Origin of the sequence: Thermoanaerobacterium xylanolyticum LX-11, from assembly GCF_000189775.2 — a bacterium.
GTDB classification, from domain to species: domain Bacteria; phylum Bacillota; class Thermoanaerobacteria; order Thermoanaerobacterales; family Thermoanaerobacteraceae; genus Thermoanaerobacterium; species Thermoanaerobacterium thermosulfurigenes.
Window position 1 is genome coordinate 2369393 of sequence record NC_015555.1, and the last position, 15153, is coordinate 2384545.

A 15153-nucleotide genomic window follows, 5' to 3' on the forward strand; every position below is an offset into this window, starting at 1 on the left:
TAGCCTCCTCGTATAATTATTATTAAAGACAATAAATTTGTCTCACATCTTAAAACTTAATAAAACACATTTATAATTGGAAATTATCTCTTCTTTAAAACCTTATTTAGAAATCACATCTATTGCCATGTATCTAAAATATCAAATGATTAAGTACATGGCACAGGCCGTCACATCTTTTATTTTACGGCCTTTATGTTTACTTTTGAGATAACTTGTAGCATTATTATACTGTAAAGTTAATATGGGACAGGCTTTTGTCCTCCTTGCGGGTTTTCCGCTCTTTTAAGTATGGTCCCTACACCAGATTTGCCTTTTCTCACGCGAAATCTGCTTTGTCGTATATAAACCCCTGGCAGCAGAGGATTAAGGTTTATATATTAATAGCTAATTGCGAGGTTGCTACATAATCTGGTCGCTAGGTTATCTCAAATTAACTTTTATCTACACCATTACCCTTTGAAAGGAGGTGCTATAGCTTTGAATAAACTTTTTGTAGGCATGGATATAAGCTTGGATGATGTCAAGGTTCATATTCTCGACCAAGACGGCATTGATGCTTGCTCTCGTTTTTCTATAGATAATAATCCTTCTGGTTGCAATATTTTAGTGTCTCATATATTGGATTGTTGTAATAAATACAACATTCAGAAGGTTTTTATTGGCCTAGAATCTACTTCAGTCTATGGTTGGCATATTCAGTATTATTTAGCTGACCATGCTTCTTTGAAGCCTTTTAATCCTTCTGTAACTACTTTTAATGCTAATACTGTCAAGGCTTTTAAAAAGTCTCTTGGCAATTTGCCTAAGAATGACTGGGTTGATGCTTTTGTCATTGCTGAAAAATTAAGGTTTGGAAGGCTTCCTAAATCTTGTCCTGTAGATTTTAGATACCTTGCTCTCCAAAGGCTTACCCGCCATCGCTTTCACATTGTTGATAGTATTGTCAGAGAGAAAAATTATTTCCTAAGCAATCTGTTTCTTAAATTTAGTGGCTTATGTCAGATTAAAGTTTTTAGCAATAATTTTGGTACGACTGCTACTGAAATATTTAATGAGTTTTTAACTCTTGATGATATTGCGGCTCGACCGCTTGAAGATCTTGTTGCCTTTTTAGTTGATAAAGGTAGAGACCACTTTAATGACCCTAATGCTACAGCTAAATTACTCCAACAGGCTGTACGCAAATCTTATAGAATCAACGCTAATGTAAATGATTCTTTGAATTTTGTTATCAAGTCTTGTCTTGATAATATACAGTATCTTGAAAAGCAGAAGAAAGCTTCTGAAAAGACCATTGCCAATGAAGTCAAAGGATTTAAGAATCAATTTCTTTGTCTTACTTCAGTAAATGGCATTGGTCCAACTATAGCAGCTGGCCTAATATCTGAGATAGGCGGAATATCAAGGTTTGATAATGATAATGCTCTTGCAAAGTTTTCCGGCATATATTGGTCAGAATACCAGTCTGCGGATTTTAAAGCAGAGGACACTTATTTAAAACGCACTGGTAATGAGTATCTCAGATATTACTTTATTCAAGCAGCCGACCAACTTAGGAAATATTGTCCTGAGTTTTCACAATACTATGCTCGCAAATTTAATGAAAGTAAAACTCATAAACACAAACGTGCTTTAGTTTTAACGGCACGCAAAGCTGTAAGGTTAGTCTTTGCTCTGCTGCGCGAAGAAAAACTTTATAAACCACCAGCAATGAAAGGAGATGATTGTAAAGAATAACATATTATTCTATTCCCATAATTAACATATATTTCCATTGCTGTTTTTGGTAATGGTTAGCTTTGCTATACTCTTTTTTAGCTATTTTTTTAAAAAATTTTTTGATTTTTTTAATCACCCCTTGACATATTACCGAAATACTTAAGAATAATTTACCTTAATTATACCACAAAATTTTCAACCATCTTACGTAAATATAAAATAAAGGCCTAATATTAGACCTTTATATGATTGTAGCGCCGTCATTGTCGCACTTTAATTTATAAACGCTACACTCTATACCTCTATCTTCGTACACCTTCTTTATGGCTTCTTCTACATGGCTTAAGGCACTTTTATCAACCATAGCCATCATGGTAGGCCCTGCACCGCTTAAAAATGCAGCATATGCCCCTTTATCCAACGCCTCCTCTATTACGTAGTACATCTCTTTAATGAATTCTTTCCTGTACACTTGATGCAGCATGTCCTGCGAGGCGTATTTAAGCAAATCATATCTGCCTGAGAATATGGACGCCGTAAAAAGGGATGATCTTCCTACATTAAATACTGCGCTTCTAAATTCGATGATAGACGGCAACACGCCTCTTGCCTTTGAAGTCAAAAGCTCTCTTTTAGGGTAAAAGGCTAAAAACGCAATGTGGTCGTCCAACTCTTTTTTTACAAAATAAGTCTTTTTCCCATCAAAAGTAGCCACATTGAAGCCGCCGTTTAAAGCAGGAGATACATTGTCAGCATGGCCTTCCATCGATGAGGCTATGTCTAATATTTCATCTCTACTTACAGGACTTCCGATTAAAGCATTTGCAGCTACAAGTCCGCCTATTATAGCCGCCGCACTGCTTCCTAAGCCACTTCCCGTCGGAATGCCATTTTTAGACTTTATGTAAAGCCCATCTACAGAAATATTGGCTTTGTCAAAAATTTTCTTGGCTGCTTTATAAATCAGATTTTCTTCGTTTCGCTCTATATTTAAAATGCCTTCCCCTTCAACATCAATTTCCAGTTTATGGCCTTTTATCTCCATGTAGATTTCATTGTAAAGATTTAGCGCAATACCCAGGCAGTCAAACCCAGGGCCTAAGTTAGCTGTAGATGCAGGCACCCTCACGCAGACAGACTTAACCATATATTGCACCTTCCAATGATTTTAAGTCAGCATCCACAGTCTTTACGCTTTTCCCGCCTAAGTTTATGGCTGTATCAGGATCTTTAAGCCCATTTCCTGTCAAGACGCACACGACAGTATCACCCTCTTTGAAAAGACCCTCTCTGTACTTCTTTATGACGCCTGCAATAGAAGCACATGAGGCAGGCTCTGCAAAGATCCCTTCCCTCTTGGCAAGGTACGAGTACGCCTCTAATATCTCATCGTCCGTCACCTTATCTATAAGGCCACCTGATTCGTCCCTTGCTGCAACGGCTTTCTGCCAACTGGCTGGGTTTCCAATTCTTATGGCTGTTGCTATCGTCTCAGGGTGCTCAAATACCCTATTTTCCACGATAGGGGCTGCGCCTGCCGCTTGAAATCCTATCATCTTAGGCAGACTGTCGATCATGCCATTGCAGTAATACTCTTTAAAGCCCATCCAATACGCCGTAATATTTCCCGCATTGCCAACAGGAAGTGCCAGATAATCAGGAGCCTTCTTAAGCGTATCGCATATTTCAAACGACGATGATTTCTGCCCTTCCAATCTGTACGGGTTTATGGAATTTACTACGGTTATAGGGTGCATTTTCGATATCTCCCTCACAAGGTTTAATGCATCATCAAAATTGCCGTTTATGGCGACGACTTCTGCACCATACGCTATTGCCTGAGCTAATTTTCCTAACGCTATCTTTCCACCTGGAATCAGAACGACGCATTTAAGTCCGGCTTTTGATGCATAAGCAGCCGCCGATGCGGATGTATTGCCTGTTGATGCACACACGACAGCCTGCGAGCCTTCCTGCTTTGCCATTGATACGGCTACCGTCATGCCTCTATCTTTAAAAGAGCCTGTCGGATTTAAACCTTCGTACTTTAAATAGATCTTTAACCCCGGAAAATCCTTCTCGATGTTTTCAGCTTCTATAAGGGGTGTGTTTCCTTCTTTTAGCGTGATTATATTCTCATCGTCTATTTTAGGCATGTATCTTCTATACGACTTTATTATTCCATCCCATTCCATCATTCTTCCCCCTCCACTCTTATTACGCTGGCGACTCTGTCAACCTCTTTTAGCTTTTCTATTTCATCCAATGCCGTAAAAAGATTTTTTGTCAACGCATTGTGGGTTATAAGGACTATCTCAGCATATTCTCCCAAAACCTCTTTTTGAACGACAGACACTAAGCTTATGCCTTCCTGCCCTAAAACTCCTGTGACTTTGCTCATGACACCTGGTTTATCGAGGGCTATTATCCTTATATAGTATTTGGATACTGTATCCACAATGTCTTTCATCGCTGCATCATCGTAGCCGTTTTGAGTAGGTATATGATTTGCCACATCGATGACATCAGCTACAACTGCACTGGCTGTAGGCATCATGCCGGCGCCTTGTCCGTAGAACATAAGCCTTCCAACCGCATTGCCTTCCACGAGAATAGCATTGTAAACGCCGTTTACGCCATTTAGCGGATTTTTCTTTGATATCATGACAGGATGTACCCATGCTTCCAACTTTTCATTTTCGTCAAGTCTGCCGTAAGCTATGAGCTTTATGGTAAAGCCCAATTCATCGGCGTACTTTATGTCTTCTTTTGATATGGTCCTAATTCCTTTTGTGTATATATTATCAGGCATAACGTACTTGTTAAATGAAAGTGTACACAGTATAGCCAGCTTCCTTGCAGCATCAAACCCATCCACATCATCTGTGGGATCCAGCTCAGCATACCCTTTCTGCTGTGCCTCTTTCAATACTCCTTCAAAACTTAGCCCCCTCGACTTCATCTCTGTCAGTATATAGTTGGTGGTTCCATTCAAGATCCCTTTTATCTCATATATCTTGTTGGCAGCAAGGCAGCTTTTCAATGGCCTTATGATAGGTATGCCACCACCTACTGACGCCTCATAAAGGAGATTTACGTTGTTTTCACTTGCCAGCTTTATAAGCTCTTTGCCATGTTTTGCGATGACTTCCTTATTGGCTGTAACGACATTTTTACCTCTTAATATGGCTTCTTTCATGTACTCCAGTGCTGGGTGCTCTTTCCCCATAACTTCTACTACCACATCTATCTCTGGATCATCTAAGATGTCGTAGGGATCTATGGTTATTTTGCCTTGTGCCTCTTTGATCCTTTTCTTCTCTGGATCCTTCACAAGTATCTTTTTAATCTCTATCTTCTGGCCAATCTTTTTCTCAATGGCATCCCCATTTTCTTCTATCAGGTGGACAACACCTGAACCAACAGTTCCAAGCCCCATTAAACCTATCTTCACAGCAAATTCCTTCCTCTCTAAAACAATATTTATTCACCGAGAATCTCTACTTTTCTGACACCGTGCTCTTCTTCTATTTTCTCTATAAGCTCCTCGATGCCTTTTACCATGTACTGCGTGTCTATGGATATAGAGACGCTGGCAACGCCAAGGGACGGCATGCTTTGGTTTATAGTTATTACATTGCCCTTCATCATGGCGATTGCATCCAGTATTGACGACAGTATCCCCGGCATGTGTTCTAACAAAAGCGAAAGCGTCACTATCTTTCCCTTAGAAAATTTGGAATAAGGAAAAATATAGTTTTTGTACTTGTAAAACGCACTTCTTGATAAGCCTGCCATTTTTACCGCCTCATTTATGGTCTTAGCTTGCCCTGTCTCCAAAAGCTCTTTCGCCAAGATGGTCTTTTTCAGTGCTTCAGATAGTACCTCTTCCCTTATGATGTAAAATTTGCTTTCTTCCTGCAAGGTTCCGCCCCCTTTCAATTATGTATCTATATAGTGTACATATATCCGTGTATTGTGAACATTTTATCACAGCTTCTTAAAAAAATCAAGTGCAAATTATCTTTTGGACATAAATGTGCCTTAAAAAATTTATAATTTTGTAACGAATTAGCATTTAATTTGTTATATAATATAGGTAAATGTTTTAAAGGGGAGATGAAGTTGAAGAAGTTTTTGATTTTCGCGTGTATTGCCTTGACGCTATTTTTGACTGCTTGTTCTGGCGGCCAATTTAATGTTTATAATGATGATACGAAATTTTTGCTTAAATACGGCTTTAGCCCCGAAAAAGAATCGCCTTATTTTGATGTGACAATACCAACGGATTGGAAAATCCAAAGCACATCTATGCCTGTGGGACTTTATTGGACTGAAGTGAATTTTTTGTCGAGAGACATAGGGTATAATATAGAAAAGTACAAAGGCAAGACAGTAAAAGCTGTGATCTACAGGCTTAATGAAAAGCTTCCTGGACAGGGTGAAAGCAGCAAGTACACGTACCCTGTCAATGCAGTCATCTTAAGGGATGGAGAAAATATAATAGGGGCATGGCTTGAATTCAACGCATCGACGCCTCTTTCGCTTAAGAAAAATTACATTGAAACACTTACAGAAAGGCCTTGGATAGACTGGGTCGCATCCCACGGTTTCCTAAAGCAATTGTCATCTCCATCTACAGACAAGCTTACACCTGAAGAGCTAATATACGCATATTTTAACGGCATAAACAAAGGCGACAAAAGCTTAATATATTCAACTCTATCTATCAATATGCTGCACGACATGCTTTACATCAATAGGCCTGCAGGCGTCCTTTACAATACCGATTTTGAGTCAAACAGCCTCGAACTAAATACAAAATCTGCAACAGTATTAAGCATAGATGAAAACAAAGGTTACACACCTTCAAAGAATAGAAATATCTACGAAAGCAAAGAGTACAAAGTGACAGTAAATCTGACATTAAAAAATGAAGATAATACACCTACAAAAAACGGAAGAAACACGTTCTTCTTTATAATAGCAAAGTCAACAAAAGACTCACCGTGGAAGATAGAATCAATAGGAACAGGGCCATAAGGCCCTTTTATATTTCCACAATGTCGCTTTCTGCATACCTTAATGCCATATTTATCTCGTAGTCTATGCCCTCTTCCTTAAGCGCATCTACAACCGTCTTGTACGCTATTTCAGGTTTGTTGTTGTTTTGGCTTAGATGTCCTAAGTAGATTTTGCCTATCGCCTTAAGCTTTATAAACTTCTTTATGGCCTCTGCCGCATCTTTATTGGAAAGATGTCCATGTGGCGAAAGTATTCTTTTCTTTAAAGGCCATGGGTACGTGCCGTTCATCAGCATGTCCACGTCGTGATTTGACTCTAATAGCACCACGTCAGAGTCCATTATGTTCGCTGCCACCCCTCTACTTATATACCCCAAGTCTGTAGCAATTGTGGCTTTATTTTGACCGCAAAAAAACGAGAAACCTACAGGTTCTGACGCATCGTGGGACTTCTTAAATGGTCGTATCTTTACATCGCCCAATGTAAAATCTTCGCCCGTCTTGAAAAACCTCTTATTGTGAGGCTCGATATCTCCTATGAAGCTTTCCATCGAAGACCATGTTGCCTCATTGGCATATATGGGAATATCGTACCTTCGCGACAATATACCAGCACCTTTTATGTGGTCATTGTGCTCATGCGTTATCAAAATTGCTGAGATACTGTGGGGATTTACATCTATGTTTAAAAGGCTTTTTTCTATTGTACTACCGCTTAAACCTGCGTCCACAAGTATATGTACATCTTTATAACCGATATATGCAGCGTTTCCGCTGCTTCCAGATCTCAGTGAACAGAACCTCATAAGATACCCAAAAACGGGGCTACCCCCTTCCAAATTTCATAAGTCCTCTAATATTATATAACAAGTAAAACCCTTTTTCTATGGCAACTTGAAGAAAGTCTGTTTTCAAGACTTATCAACATACAAAATGTGAGCAACTTTTTTCACATCACTTCTACAGTCGTTTTTTGTCTAAATTTAGTGCATCTTTATCCAAACTTTTTAACACAGGACTTATCCACATATTCACATTTACATGTGGATAACTCGTGGGATAATCACAGGCGAATTATTTTAGCTGTTTTCATCTGTAAAATATATTTATTTAAAGATAATATTCCATTTTTATTGATAATAATTATCAATAGTGGTATAATTGAATTACAAGATATTGTAAATAAAGGGGGACTAATGTATGGACTACAATGTATTGATCGGCGGTGCTGCCGGTCAGGGAATAGACACCTTGTCATACATAATCGAAAAAGCCTTGAAAAGATGCGGCTTGTATGTATTTTCCACGAAAGATTACATGTCGCGGGTAAGAGGCGGTCACAATTTCATTCAGGTAAGGTTCGGCGACAAACCGATTTATTCACATGATGAGAAGTTTGATGCCATAATCGCTCTCGATGAAGACACTGTAAATTTGCACTCTAAAAGTTTGAAACCTTCAGGAAAACTCATCTTAGACAAATCCCTTTCAAATAACAGCGCATACATGTCATTTGATTTTAAAGAAGTTGCAAAAGAATGCGGCAATCCCCGTGTTTTAGGCACTGCTGCCGTAGGCGTACTGCTTAAACTTTTTGGCATTCCATTAGACGTATCTCACACAGTTTTAAACGATGAATTCAAAGGCGATGTGTTAAACGCAAATCTAAAGGCTATCGACGCTGGCTACAGCATGGCAAAGCAGATTTTTAACGTGCCGCTTGGAAAAAAGGATGACAACATCTACATAAGCGGCAATGAAGCTATCGCATTGGGAGCTATCGCTGCAGGAGTCAAATTTTACTCAGGATACCCTATGACACCATCTACCAGCGTCATGATCTACATAGCTAAGAAATCTCATGATGCAGGCATAGTAGTTGAGCAAGTAGAAGATGAGATATCTGCCATAAACATGGCATTAGGAGCCTCCTACGCCGGAGTAAGAGCCATGACAGGAAGCTCAGGTGGAGGATTTGCGCTGATGGTGGAAGGCATAAGCTTAGCAGGAATAACAGAAATCCCCATCGTCATAACGGAAGTTCAAAGGCCGGGACCTGCCACGGGCTTTCCGACAAGGACGGAGCAAGGGGATCTAAGGTTCATAATCCATTCAGGCCACGGTGAATTTCCAAAGATGGTGATATCATTGAGAAACCCTGAAGATGCATTTTATCAGACTGCAAGGGCATTTAACATAGCAGACAAGTACCAGGTACCTGTCATACTTGTAAGCGACCAGTACCTGGCAGATTCAGGTGTGACTGTAAAGCCTTTTGATTTTACTAAGATAAAGATAGAAAGGTATATATCAGGCGATGAAGCGTTGGAAAATGGCGTGTATAAGCGGTACAAACTGACAGAAAGCGGCATATCGCCAAGGATAATACCAGGCAAAGTAGAAGGTGCTACAGTCCTTATAGATAGCGATGAACACGATGAATTTGGCCACATTACAGAGTCACAGGATGTAAGGGTAAAGATGGTAAATAAGAGGATGAAAAAATTTAAGCTATTAAAAGAAGAAATTCAAGAGCCTCTATTTATGGGTGCTGAAAATCCTGATGTACTCATAACCTGCTGGGGTTCAACGTACGGTCCTGTAAAAGAAGCAGTAGACATGCTTTTAAAGGATGGAATGTCAGTAGGAGCATTATCTTTCGGCGATATATGGCCATTTCCTACAAAGCTTATAAAAAAGTACGGAAAATTTGCAAAGATGATAATTGATGTTGAGCAAAATGCCACAGCACAGCTTGACAGCCTCATGAGAGAAAATGCCCTTATAAAGGCTGATGAACACATACTTAAATACGACGGTCGCATGATGAGCTCCAAATACATCTACGACAAAGTGAGAGAAATGACAAAATCGTCAAGCTTGTATTAAATTGAGAAAGGGATGATTTAATGAATACCGCATTTGAAACCTATGAAACGGCGTGGTGCCCTGGATGTGGAAACTTCGGCATACTTAATGCTTTAAAGGACGCCCTTACTGAGCTTGGCCTAAAACCCCATCAAGTTGTGATAGCATCAGGAATAGGACAAGCCGCAAAGATGCCACACTACATAAGCGTAAATGGATTTAATGGACTTCACGGAAGGGCTTTGCCTCCTGCAACAGCCATAAACATCGTAAACAAAGACCTTAAAGTGATAATAGACTCTGGAGATGGGGATACGTACGGCGAAGGCGGAAACCACTTTATACACGCAATTAGGAGAAATGCAAACATCGCCCACTTCGTCCACGACAACCAAATATACGGCTTGACAAAAGGTCAAGCATCACCTACGACGGCAAAAGGGCAAAAGACAAGTTTGCAGTTTGACGGCGTAATCTTAGATCCTGTAAAGCCAATAAAGCTGGCCCTTACAATGGGAGCTGGATTTGTAGCAAGAAGCTTTTCTGGAAATTATGAACATCTTAAGAAGATGATGAAAGAAGCCATAATGTACGACGGATATGCTCTTTTAGACATCTTCCAGCCATGTGTTACATTTAACAGGGTAAATACGTTTAAATGGTACAATGACAGGGTGTATGAGCTTCCAGATGACTACGACTACACCGATTTAGACAATGCCTTCAAAGTAGCTGATGAATGGGGCGACAGGATACCGATAGGCATAATATACAAGGTAAAAAAACCTACGTATATCGACAATATAGGCTTTTTAAAAGATGGTCCACCATTGGTAGATGCTAAATTGGACCCGATGATGGCAGAAAAATACTTAGATGACTTTCGATAAAAAGTTAGGGAACCATCCATTTGGATAGTTCCCTTTTTATTAGCTTGCAACTTCTTCGTCTTCAAATTGGCTATTGTAAAGCTTAGCGTAAAATCCGCCTTTTGCAAGAAGCTCTTTGTGAGTGCCTTGCTCTACAATGTCACCGTGATCCATGACAAGTATGAGATCCGCATCTCTTATGGTAGAAAGCCTATGGGCAATGATGAAGCTTGTGCGGTTTTTCATAAGGTTATCCATAGCCTTCTGTATTAGGATTTCTGTACGTGTATCAACAGAGCTGGTAGCTTCGTCCAGTATCAATATCTTAGGATCTTTTAGTATGGCTCTGGCTATAGTTATAAGTTGTTTCTGCCCTTGTGATACGTTTGATGCTTCTTCGTTTAAAATCATGTTGTACCCTTCTGGCAGCGTGTGGACAAAGTGATCTACATGTGCTGCTTTTGCGGCTTTTATGACTTCCTCATCTGTGGCATTTAGATTTCCGTACCTTATATTGTCCATTATCGTACCGTTGTAAAGCCATGTATCCTGCAGTACCATGCCAAATAATGATCTTAAATCGCTTCTGGTAAATTCTCTAATGTCATGTCCATCTATCAATATCCTTCCTGAGTTTACATCGTAAAACCTCATTAAGAGTTTTACCATCGTAGTCTTGCCAGCACCTGTTGGTCCCACTATGGCTACTTTTTGACCCGGTTTAATATCGGCTGAAAAGTCATTTATTATTATCTTATCTGGCTTGTATCCAAAGTGCACATGATCAAATTGCACGTGCCCTTCCACATTTTCGAGTTTTACAGGATGCTCTGTCTCAGGCACTTCTTCTTCCTCGTCTAAGAACTCAAACACCCTCTCGGCACATGCAGCCGTCTGCTGAAGTATATTGGATATATTGGCGATCTGCGCCAATGGCTGTGTAAATGACCTTACGTACTGTATAAATGCTTGTATGTCGCCGACTTGTATCGTACCATTTATGACAAGGTAGCTGCCTAATACGACGACACCTACATATCCTAAGTTGCTTACGGAATTCATTATAGGCATCATAAGACCTGTTAAAAACTGAGATTTCCACGCCACCTTGTAAAGCTCATTGTTGTACTCGTCAAATTTCCTTACGCTTCTTTCTTCGTAGTTAAATGCCTTCATGACAACATGACCACCGTACATTTCCTCTACATGACCATTAACATGGCCAAGGTAATCCTGCTGCTCTCTAAAGTACTTCTGAGAAAAGCGGACTATAAGGGCGATGATTCCCATAGATATAGGTATCATCAAAAATGTAACACCTGTCATCTCCACACTTATGGTAAGCATCATTATTAAGGCACCAATTACCGATGTGACAGATGTGATAATCTGTGTAATGCTCTGGTTCAACGTCTGGCTTATTGTGTCAACATCGTTTGTTATACGGGATAATATTTCACCGTGATTTGTACCATCAAAGTACTTAAGCGGCATGCGGTTTATCTTCTCCATTATGTCACGCCTAAATTTATACGTGACTTTCATGGCTACATTAGTCATTATCCAACCTTGTATATATCCCAAGCCTGAGCTTAAGATGTAAAGGCCTATAAGTAGAAGGATTATTCTGCCGATGTAGTCGAAGTCAATATTGCCTGTACCTGCTATCTTTGCCATGACACCTTCGTAAAGCTTCGTTATAGCCTTGCTGAGTATCTTAGGTCCTGCTATAGACAGTGCCGCACTTCCTGCCGCAAAAAGTATGACGAAAAATATGGAAAGTTTATACTCACCAAGATATTTCATCAATTTCTTCATTGTTCCTTTAAAGTCGTTGGCTTTCTCACCGCCTACCATAGGTCCATGGCCACCCATAGGACCATGTCTTCTCATGACAGGCCGCCTTGGAGTATTTGCGTTTCTTCCGTCCATTATGCCAATTCCTCCTTTGAAAGCTGCGAATAAGCGATCTCTCTGTATGTCTCGCAGGATTTCATGAGTTCCTCGTGTGTGCCTATTCCAGCTATTTTGCCATCATCCAATACAATAATCTGATCTGCATTCATTATCGTAGATATGCGCTGTGCAACTATTATCACAGTGCTGTTTTCCGTGTATTCTTTTAAAGCCTTTCTCAAGGCCCTATCTGTCTTGAAATCAAGAGCTGAAAAGCTTTCATCAAATATATAAATCTCCGCCTTTTTGACAAGGGCTCTTGCGATAGACAGCCTTTGCTTCTGTCCACCTGAGATATTTGTGGCATCTTGCGATATTTCGCTGTCATAGCCATTTGGAAGCCTTTCTATAAACTCTGCTGCCTGAGCCACTTCTGCAGCTTTTTTGACTTCTTCATCTGTAGCATTTTCATTTCCAAATTTTATGTTTGACATGACAGTACCTTTAAAAAGGGAAATCTTCTGTGGTACATAGCCAATTTTTTCTCTCAAATCGTGCTGCTTCACATCCCTTACATCTACTCCGTCTACTAAAACTTGCCCTTCTGTGGCATCGTAAAATCTCGGTATCAAGTTTACAAGTGTAGATTTCCCAGAGCCCGTTGAACCAATGATAGCCGTCGTCTTCCCAGGCTCAGCCTTAAACGTAATATCCTTTATAGCATCTTCTTCTGCACCAGGGTATCTGTATGAAACATTTCTAAACTCAACAACACCTTTTTGCGTATCGTCAAACTTTTTGCTTTCCTTAGGATCCACAACGGTAGGCTGTGTCTCTAATACCTCCGCAATACGGGATGCTGACACAGATGCCCTCGGTATCATGATAAACATCATAGACATCATGAGGAAGGCAAATATTATCTGTATAGCGTACTGCATAAACGCCATCATGTCGCCAACCTGCATTGACGAATTGGCAATATCATGAGCACCTACCCATACGATGAGAAGCGTTATACCGTTCATTATAAGCATCATGACTGGAAACATTGTAATCATGACGCGGTTTATGAAAAGCATCGTGCTTGTAATGTCGCGATTTGCCTTGTCAAACCTGTTTTCCTCAAACTCTTGAGTATTAAAAGCCCTTATAACCATCATGCCAGCAAGATTCTCGCGAGCCACAAGATTCAACCTGTCTACCAATTTCTGCACAGACTTGAATTTAGGCAATGCGATAGAAAACACAGTCGAAACCAAACCTAAAAGCACTATGACTGCCAAAGCTATTATCCATGACATCGACGCACTTTTGCCTATGGCTCTTATTACACCGCCTATGCCTATCATAGGAGCATAGAATATCATCCTTATCATAAAGACAATAAGCATCTGTATCTGGGTTATATCGTTTGTGGTCCTTGTTATCAAAGACGCAGTAGAAAACTTGTCAAATTCCTCATTCGAAAAGCTCTCAACCCTTGTAAAAAGATTTTTTCTTATATCCCTTGAAAAACCAGCGGCAACTCTGGAACCTAAAAATCCCACCATTATAGAACATGCCGCACTCAAAAGAGTAATCAGCAGCATTATAAGCCCTGTCGACAAAATGTAGTTTGTCTGAATTTTGTCAGTATTCACTCCTAATGCCTTGTACTCAGACTTCACTGCCGATGTAGCAGCTTGTATAACCATGTTGTCACCAAGGGATGTAAACTTCTTATTCATGTCATCAGTTATCTTCTGTCTCTCTGATTCAGGAATCCTTGCAAAAAGCGCAAATAGATCGGCATTTGCTGGTATCTTCATGTTGTTAAATGTGATAAATCCGCCTTTTGCGTTGGACTTCATCTTTTCAACACCTGATACAGCTAAAAACGCCTTGCCCATTGGAAGGTTTATCTTGTCTATCTCTGATTTATCTATGTTCTTTAGTACGTATATGGGCTCTTTCTTTAAATCAGGATATTTTTTTACGTACTTATCGTAATCTGAGCTGTTTTTGTCAACTAACACATAATAATTTAACACATTGTTTTTATCGCTGTCATTCATAAATAATGTCAGTTTATCCATGGTGCTTTTTCTTACAGCATCTGGCACAGCATTGACAATGCCTCCCTGCTGGATTCCTTGGTTTACTATGTTTGACATGTAGTCAGGAAGGGACAGGTCGCTCATAGCCTGAACAAATATAAATAGTATGGCAACAATAGTTATAAATATATATGGCTTAAAGTATTTCCGTAATTTTAGCATCCATCAAAACCACCTTTCTTGAAATTATCGCTACTTTGACCACTGCTTGATTCAATCAATTTCTTAAGGGTATTAAGCCCCTTTACGATATCAGCATGTTCTTCATCTGTGGCTTTACTCATTATCGCCTCAAATCTCTCATAAATATTCTTGAAGCTTTCTTTAGACCTCTTTTTGAAATCCTCGTCTACTTTCACATAGACAACCCTCCTGTCATCGCTGCTCCTTATTCTCTTTACCATACCTTGTTTCTCCAACCTGTCTACTATGCCAGAGACAGTGCTGCTTGATAGCCCCATCTTTTCACTTAAATCGCTTATCTTCATCTCCCCATGTTGCATAAGGATTCCAATGATCATGCCTTGAGGTCCCGTTATCTTAAGATCTTTAAACTCACTTTCCATGTTTTTGTGAATCATATTCATTATGGATTTTAATGTCTTTAAAACATCTATTCTTTCGTTGTACTCCTTCAAAAATTCTTCACCTTCTTTCACTACACTTCTAAATCGT

Annotated in this window: 12 protein-coding genes; 4 read left to right on the forward strand and 8 right to left on the reverse strand. The window is 39.7% G+C overall.

What is annotated here, in order from left to right; genetic code table 11:
• The first annotated feature begins 501 nt into the window (after positions 1–501).
• A complete protein-coding gene (locus THEXY_RS11400; RefSeq protein WP_195890962.1) occupies positions 502–1740 on the forward strand; it encodes an IS110 family RNA-guided transposase in 1239 nt (412 codons plus the stop codon).
• A 223-nt stretch (positions 1741–1963) separates the two neighbouring features.
• On the opposite strand, the gene thrB is transcribed toward THEXY_RS11400, so the two are convergent.
• From thrB to THEXY_RS11420, 4 genes are read right to left on the reverse strand one after another with little or no spacing between them, the layout of a single operon-like run.
• A complete protein-coding gene (thrB, locus tag THEXY_RS11405; RefSeq protein ID WP_013788989.1) occupies positions 1964–2869 on the reverse strand; it encodes a homoserine kinase in 906 nt (301 codons plus the stop codon).
• Positions 2862–3917: a threonine synthase gene (thrC, locus tag THEXY_RS11410; protein ID WP_041592145.1), complete on the reverse strand. Its 1056-nt coding sequence runs from the start codon at positions 3915–3917 to the stop codon at positions 2862–2864. Before thrC ends, thrB begins: the two co-directional genes overlap by 8 nt.
• The gene (locus THEXY_RS11415; RefSeq protein ID WP_013788991.1) at positions 3917–5176 is read right to left on the reverse strand and encodes a homoserine dehydrogenase; all 1260 of its coding nucleotides are present in this window, start codon (positions 5174–5176) and stop codon (positions 3917–3919) included. The genes thrC and THEXY_RS11415 overlap by 1 nt, the downstream gene beginning before the upstream one ends.
• Before the next feature lie 29 nt (positions 5177–5205).
• Positions 5206–5646: an ACT domain-containing protein gene (locus tag THEXY_RS11420; protein WP_013788992.1), complete on the reverse strand. Its 441-nt coding sequence runs from the start codon at positions 5644–5646 to the stop codon at positions 5206–5208.
• 201 nt (positions 5647–5847) lie between these two features.
• Here THEXY_RS11420 and THEXY_RS11425 point away from each other — a divergent pair, with 201 nt between their 5' ends.
• Positions 5848–6765 (forward strand): DUF4830 domain-containing protein, encoded by a 918-nt coding sequence (locus THEXY_RS11425; protein ID WP_013788993.1) that lies wholly within the window; start codon positions 5848–5850, stop codon positions 6763–6765.
• A gap of 7 nt (positions 6766–6772) precedes the next feature.
• Here THEXY_RS11425 and THEXY_RS11430 read toward each other — a convergent pair whose 3' ends face one another.
• Positions 6773–7552, reverse strand: coding sequence for an MBL fold metallo-hydrolase (locus tag THEXY_RS11430; RefSeq protein ID WP_041592146.1), 780 nt, complete (start codon positions 7550–7552; stop codon positions 6773–6775).
• A 394-nt stretch (positions 7553–7946) separates the two neighbouring features.
• Here THEXY_RS11430 and THEXY_RS11435 point away from each other — a divergent pair, with 394 nt between their 5' ends.
• Both THEXY_RS11435 and THEXY_RS11440 read left to right on the forward strand, forming a co-directional pair.
• Positions 7947–9635, forward strand: coding sequence for a 2-oxoacid:acceptor oxidoreductase subunit alpha (locus THEXY_RS11435; RefSeq protein ID WP_013788995.1), 1689 nt, complete (start codon positions 7947–7949; stop codon positions 9633–9635).
• A 20-nt stretch (positions 9636–9655) separates the two neighbouring features.
• Positions 9656–10504: a 2-oxoacid:ferredoxin oxidoreductase subunit beta gene (locus tag THEXY_RS11440; protein WP_013788996.1), complete on the forward strand. Its 849-nt coding sequence runs from the start codon at positions 9656–9658 to the stop codon at positions 10502–10504.
• A 39-nt stretch (positions 10505–10543) separates the two neighbouring features.
• Here THEXY_RS11440 and THEXY_RS11445 read toward each other — a convergent pair whose 3' ends face one another.
• From THEXY_RS11445 to THEXY_RS11455, 3 genes are read right to left on the reverse strand one after another with little or no spacing between them, the layout of a single operon-like run.
• Positions 10544–12415 carry an ABC transporter ATP-binding protein gene (locus tag THEXY_RS11445; protein ID WP_013788997.1) on the reverse strand — a complete coding sequence of 624 codons (1872 nt, stop codon included), beginning with the start codon at positions 12413–12415 and terminating at the stop codon, positions 10544–10546.
• The gene (locus tag THEXY_RS11450) at positions 12415–14640 is read right to left on the reverse strand and encodes an ABC transporter ATP-binding protein (protein WP_013788998.1); all 2226 of its coding nucleotides are present in this window, start codon (positions 14638–14640) and stop codon (positions 12415–12417) included. Before THEXY_RS11450 ends, THEXY_RS11445 begins: the two co-directional genes overlap by 1 nt.
• Positions 14634–15116 carry a MarR family winged helix-turn-helix transcriptional regulator gene (locus THEXY_RS11455; protein ID WP_013788999.1) on the reverse strand — a complete coding sequence of 161 codons (483 nt, stop codon included), beginning with the start codon at positions 15114–15116 and terminating at the stop codon, positions 14634–14636. Before THEXY_RS11455 ends, THEXY_RS11450 begins: the two co-directional genes overlap by 7 nt.
• Between the last annotated feature and the right edge of the window lie 37 nt (positions 15117–15153).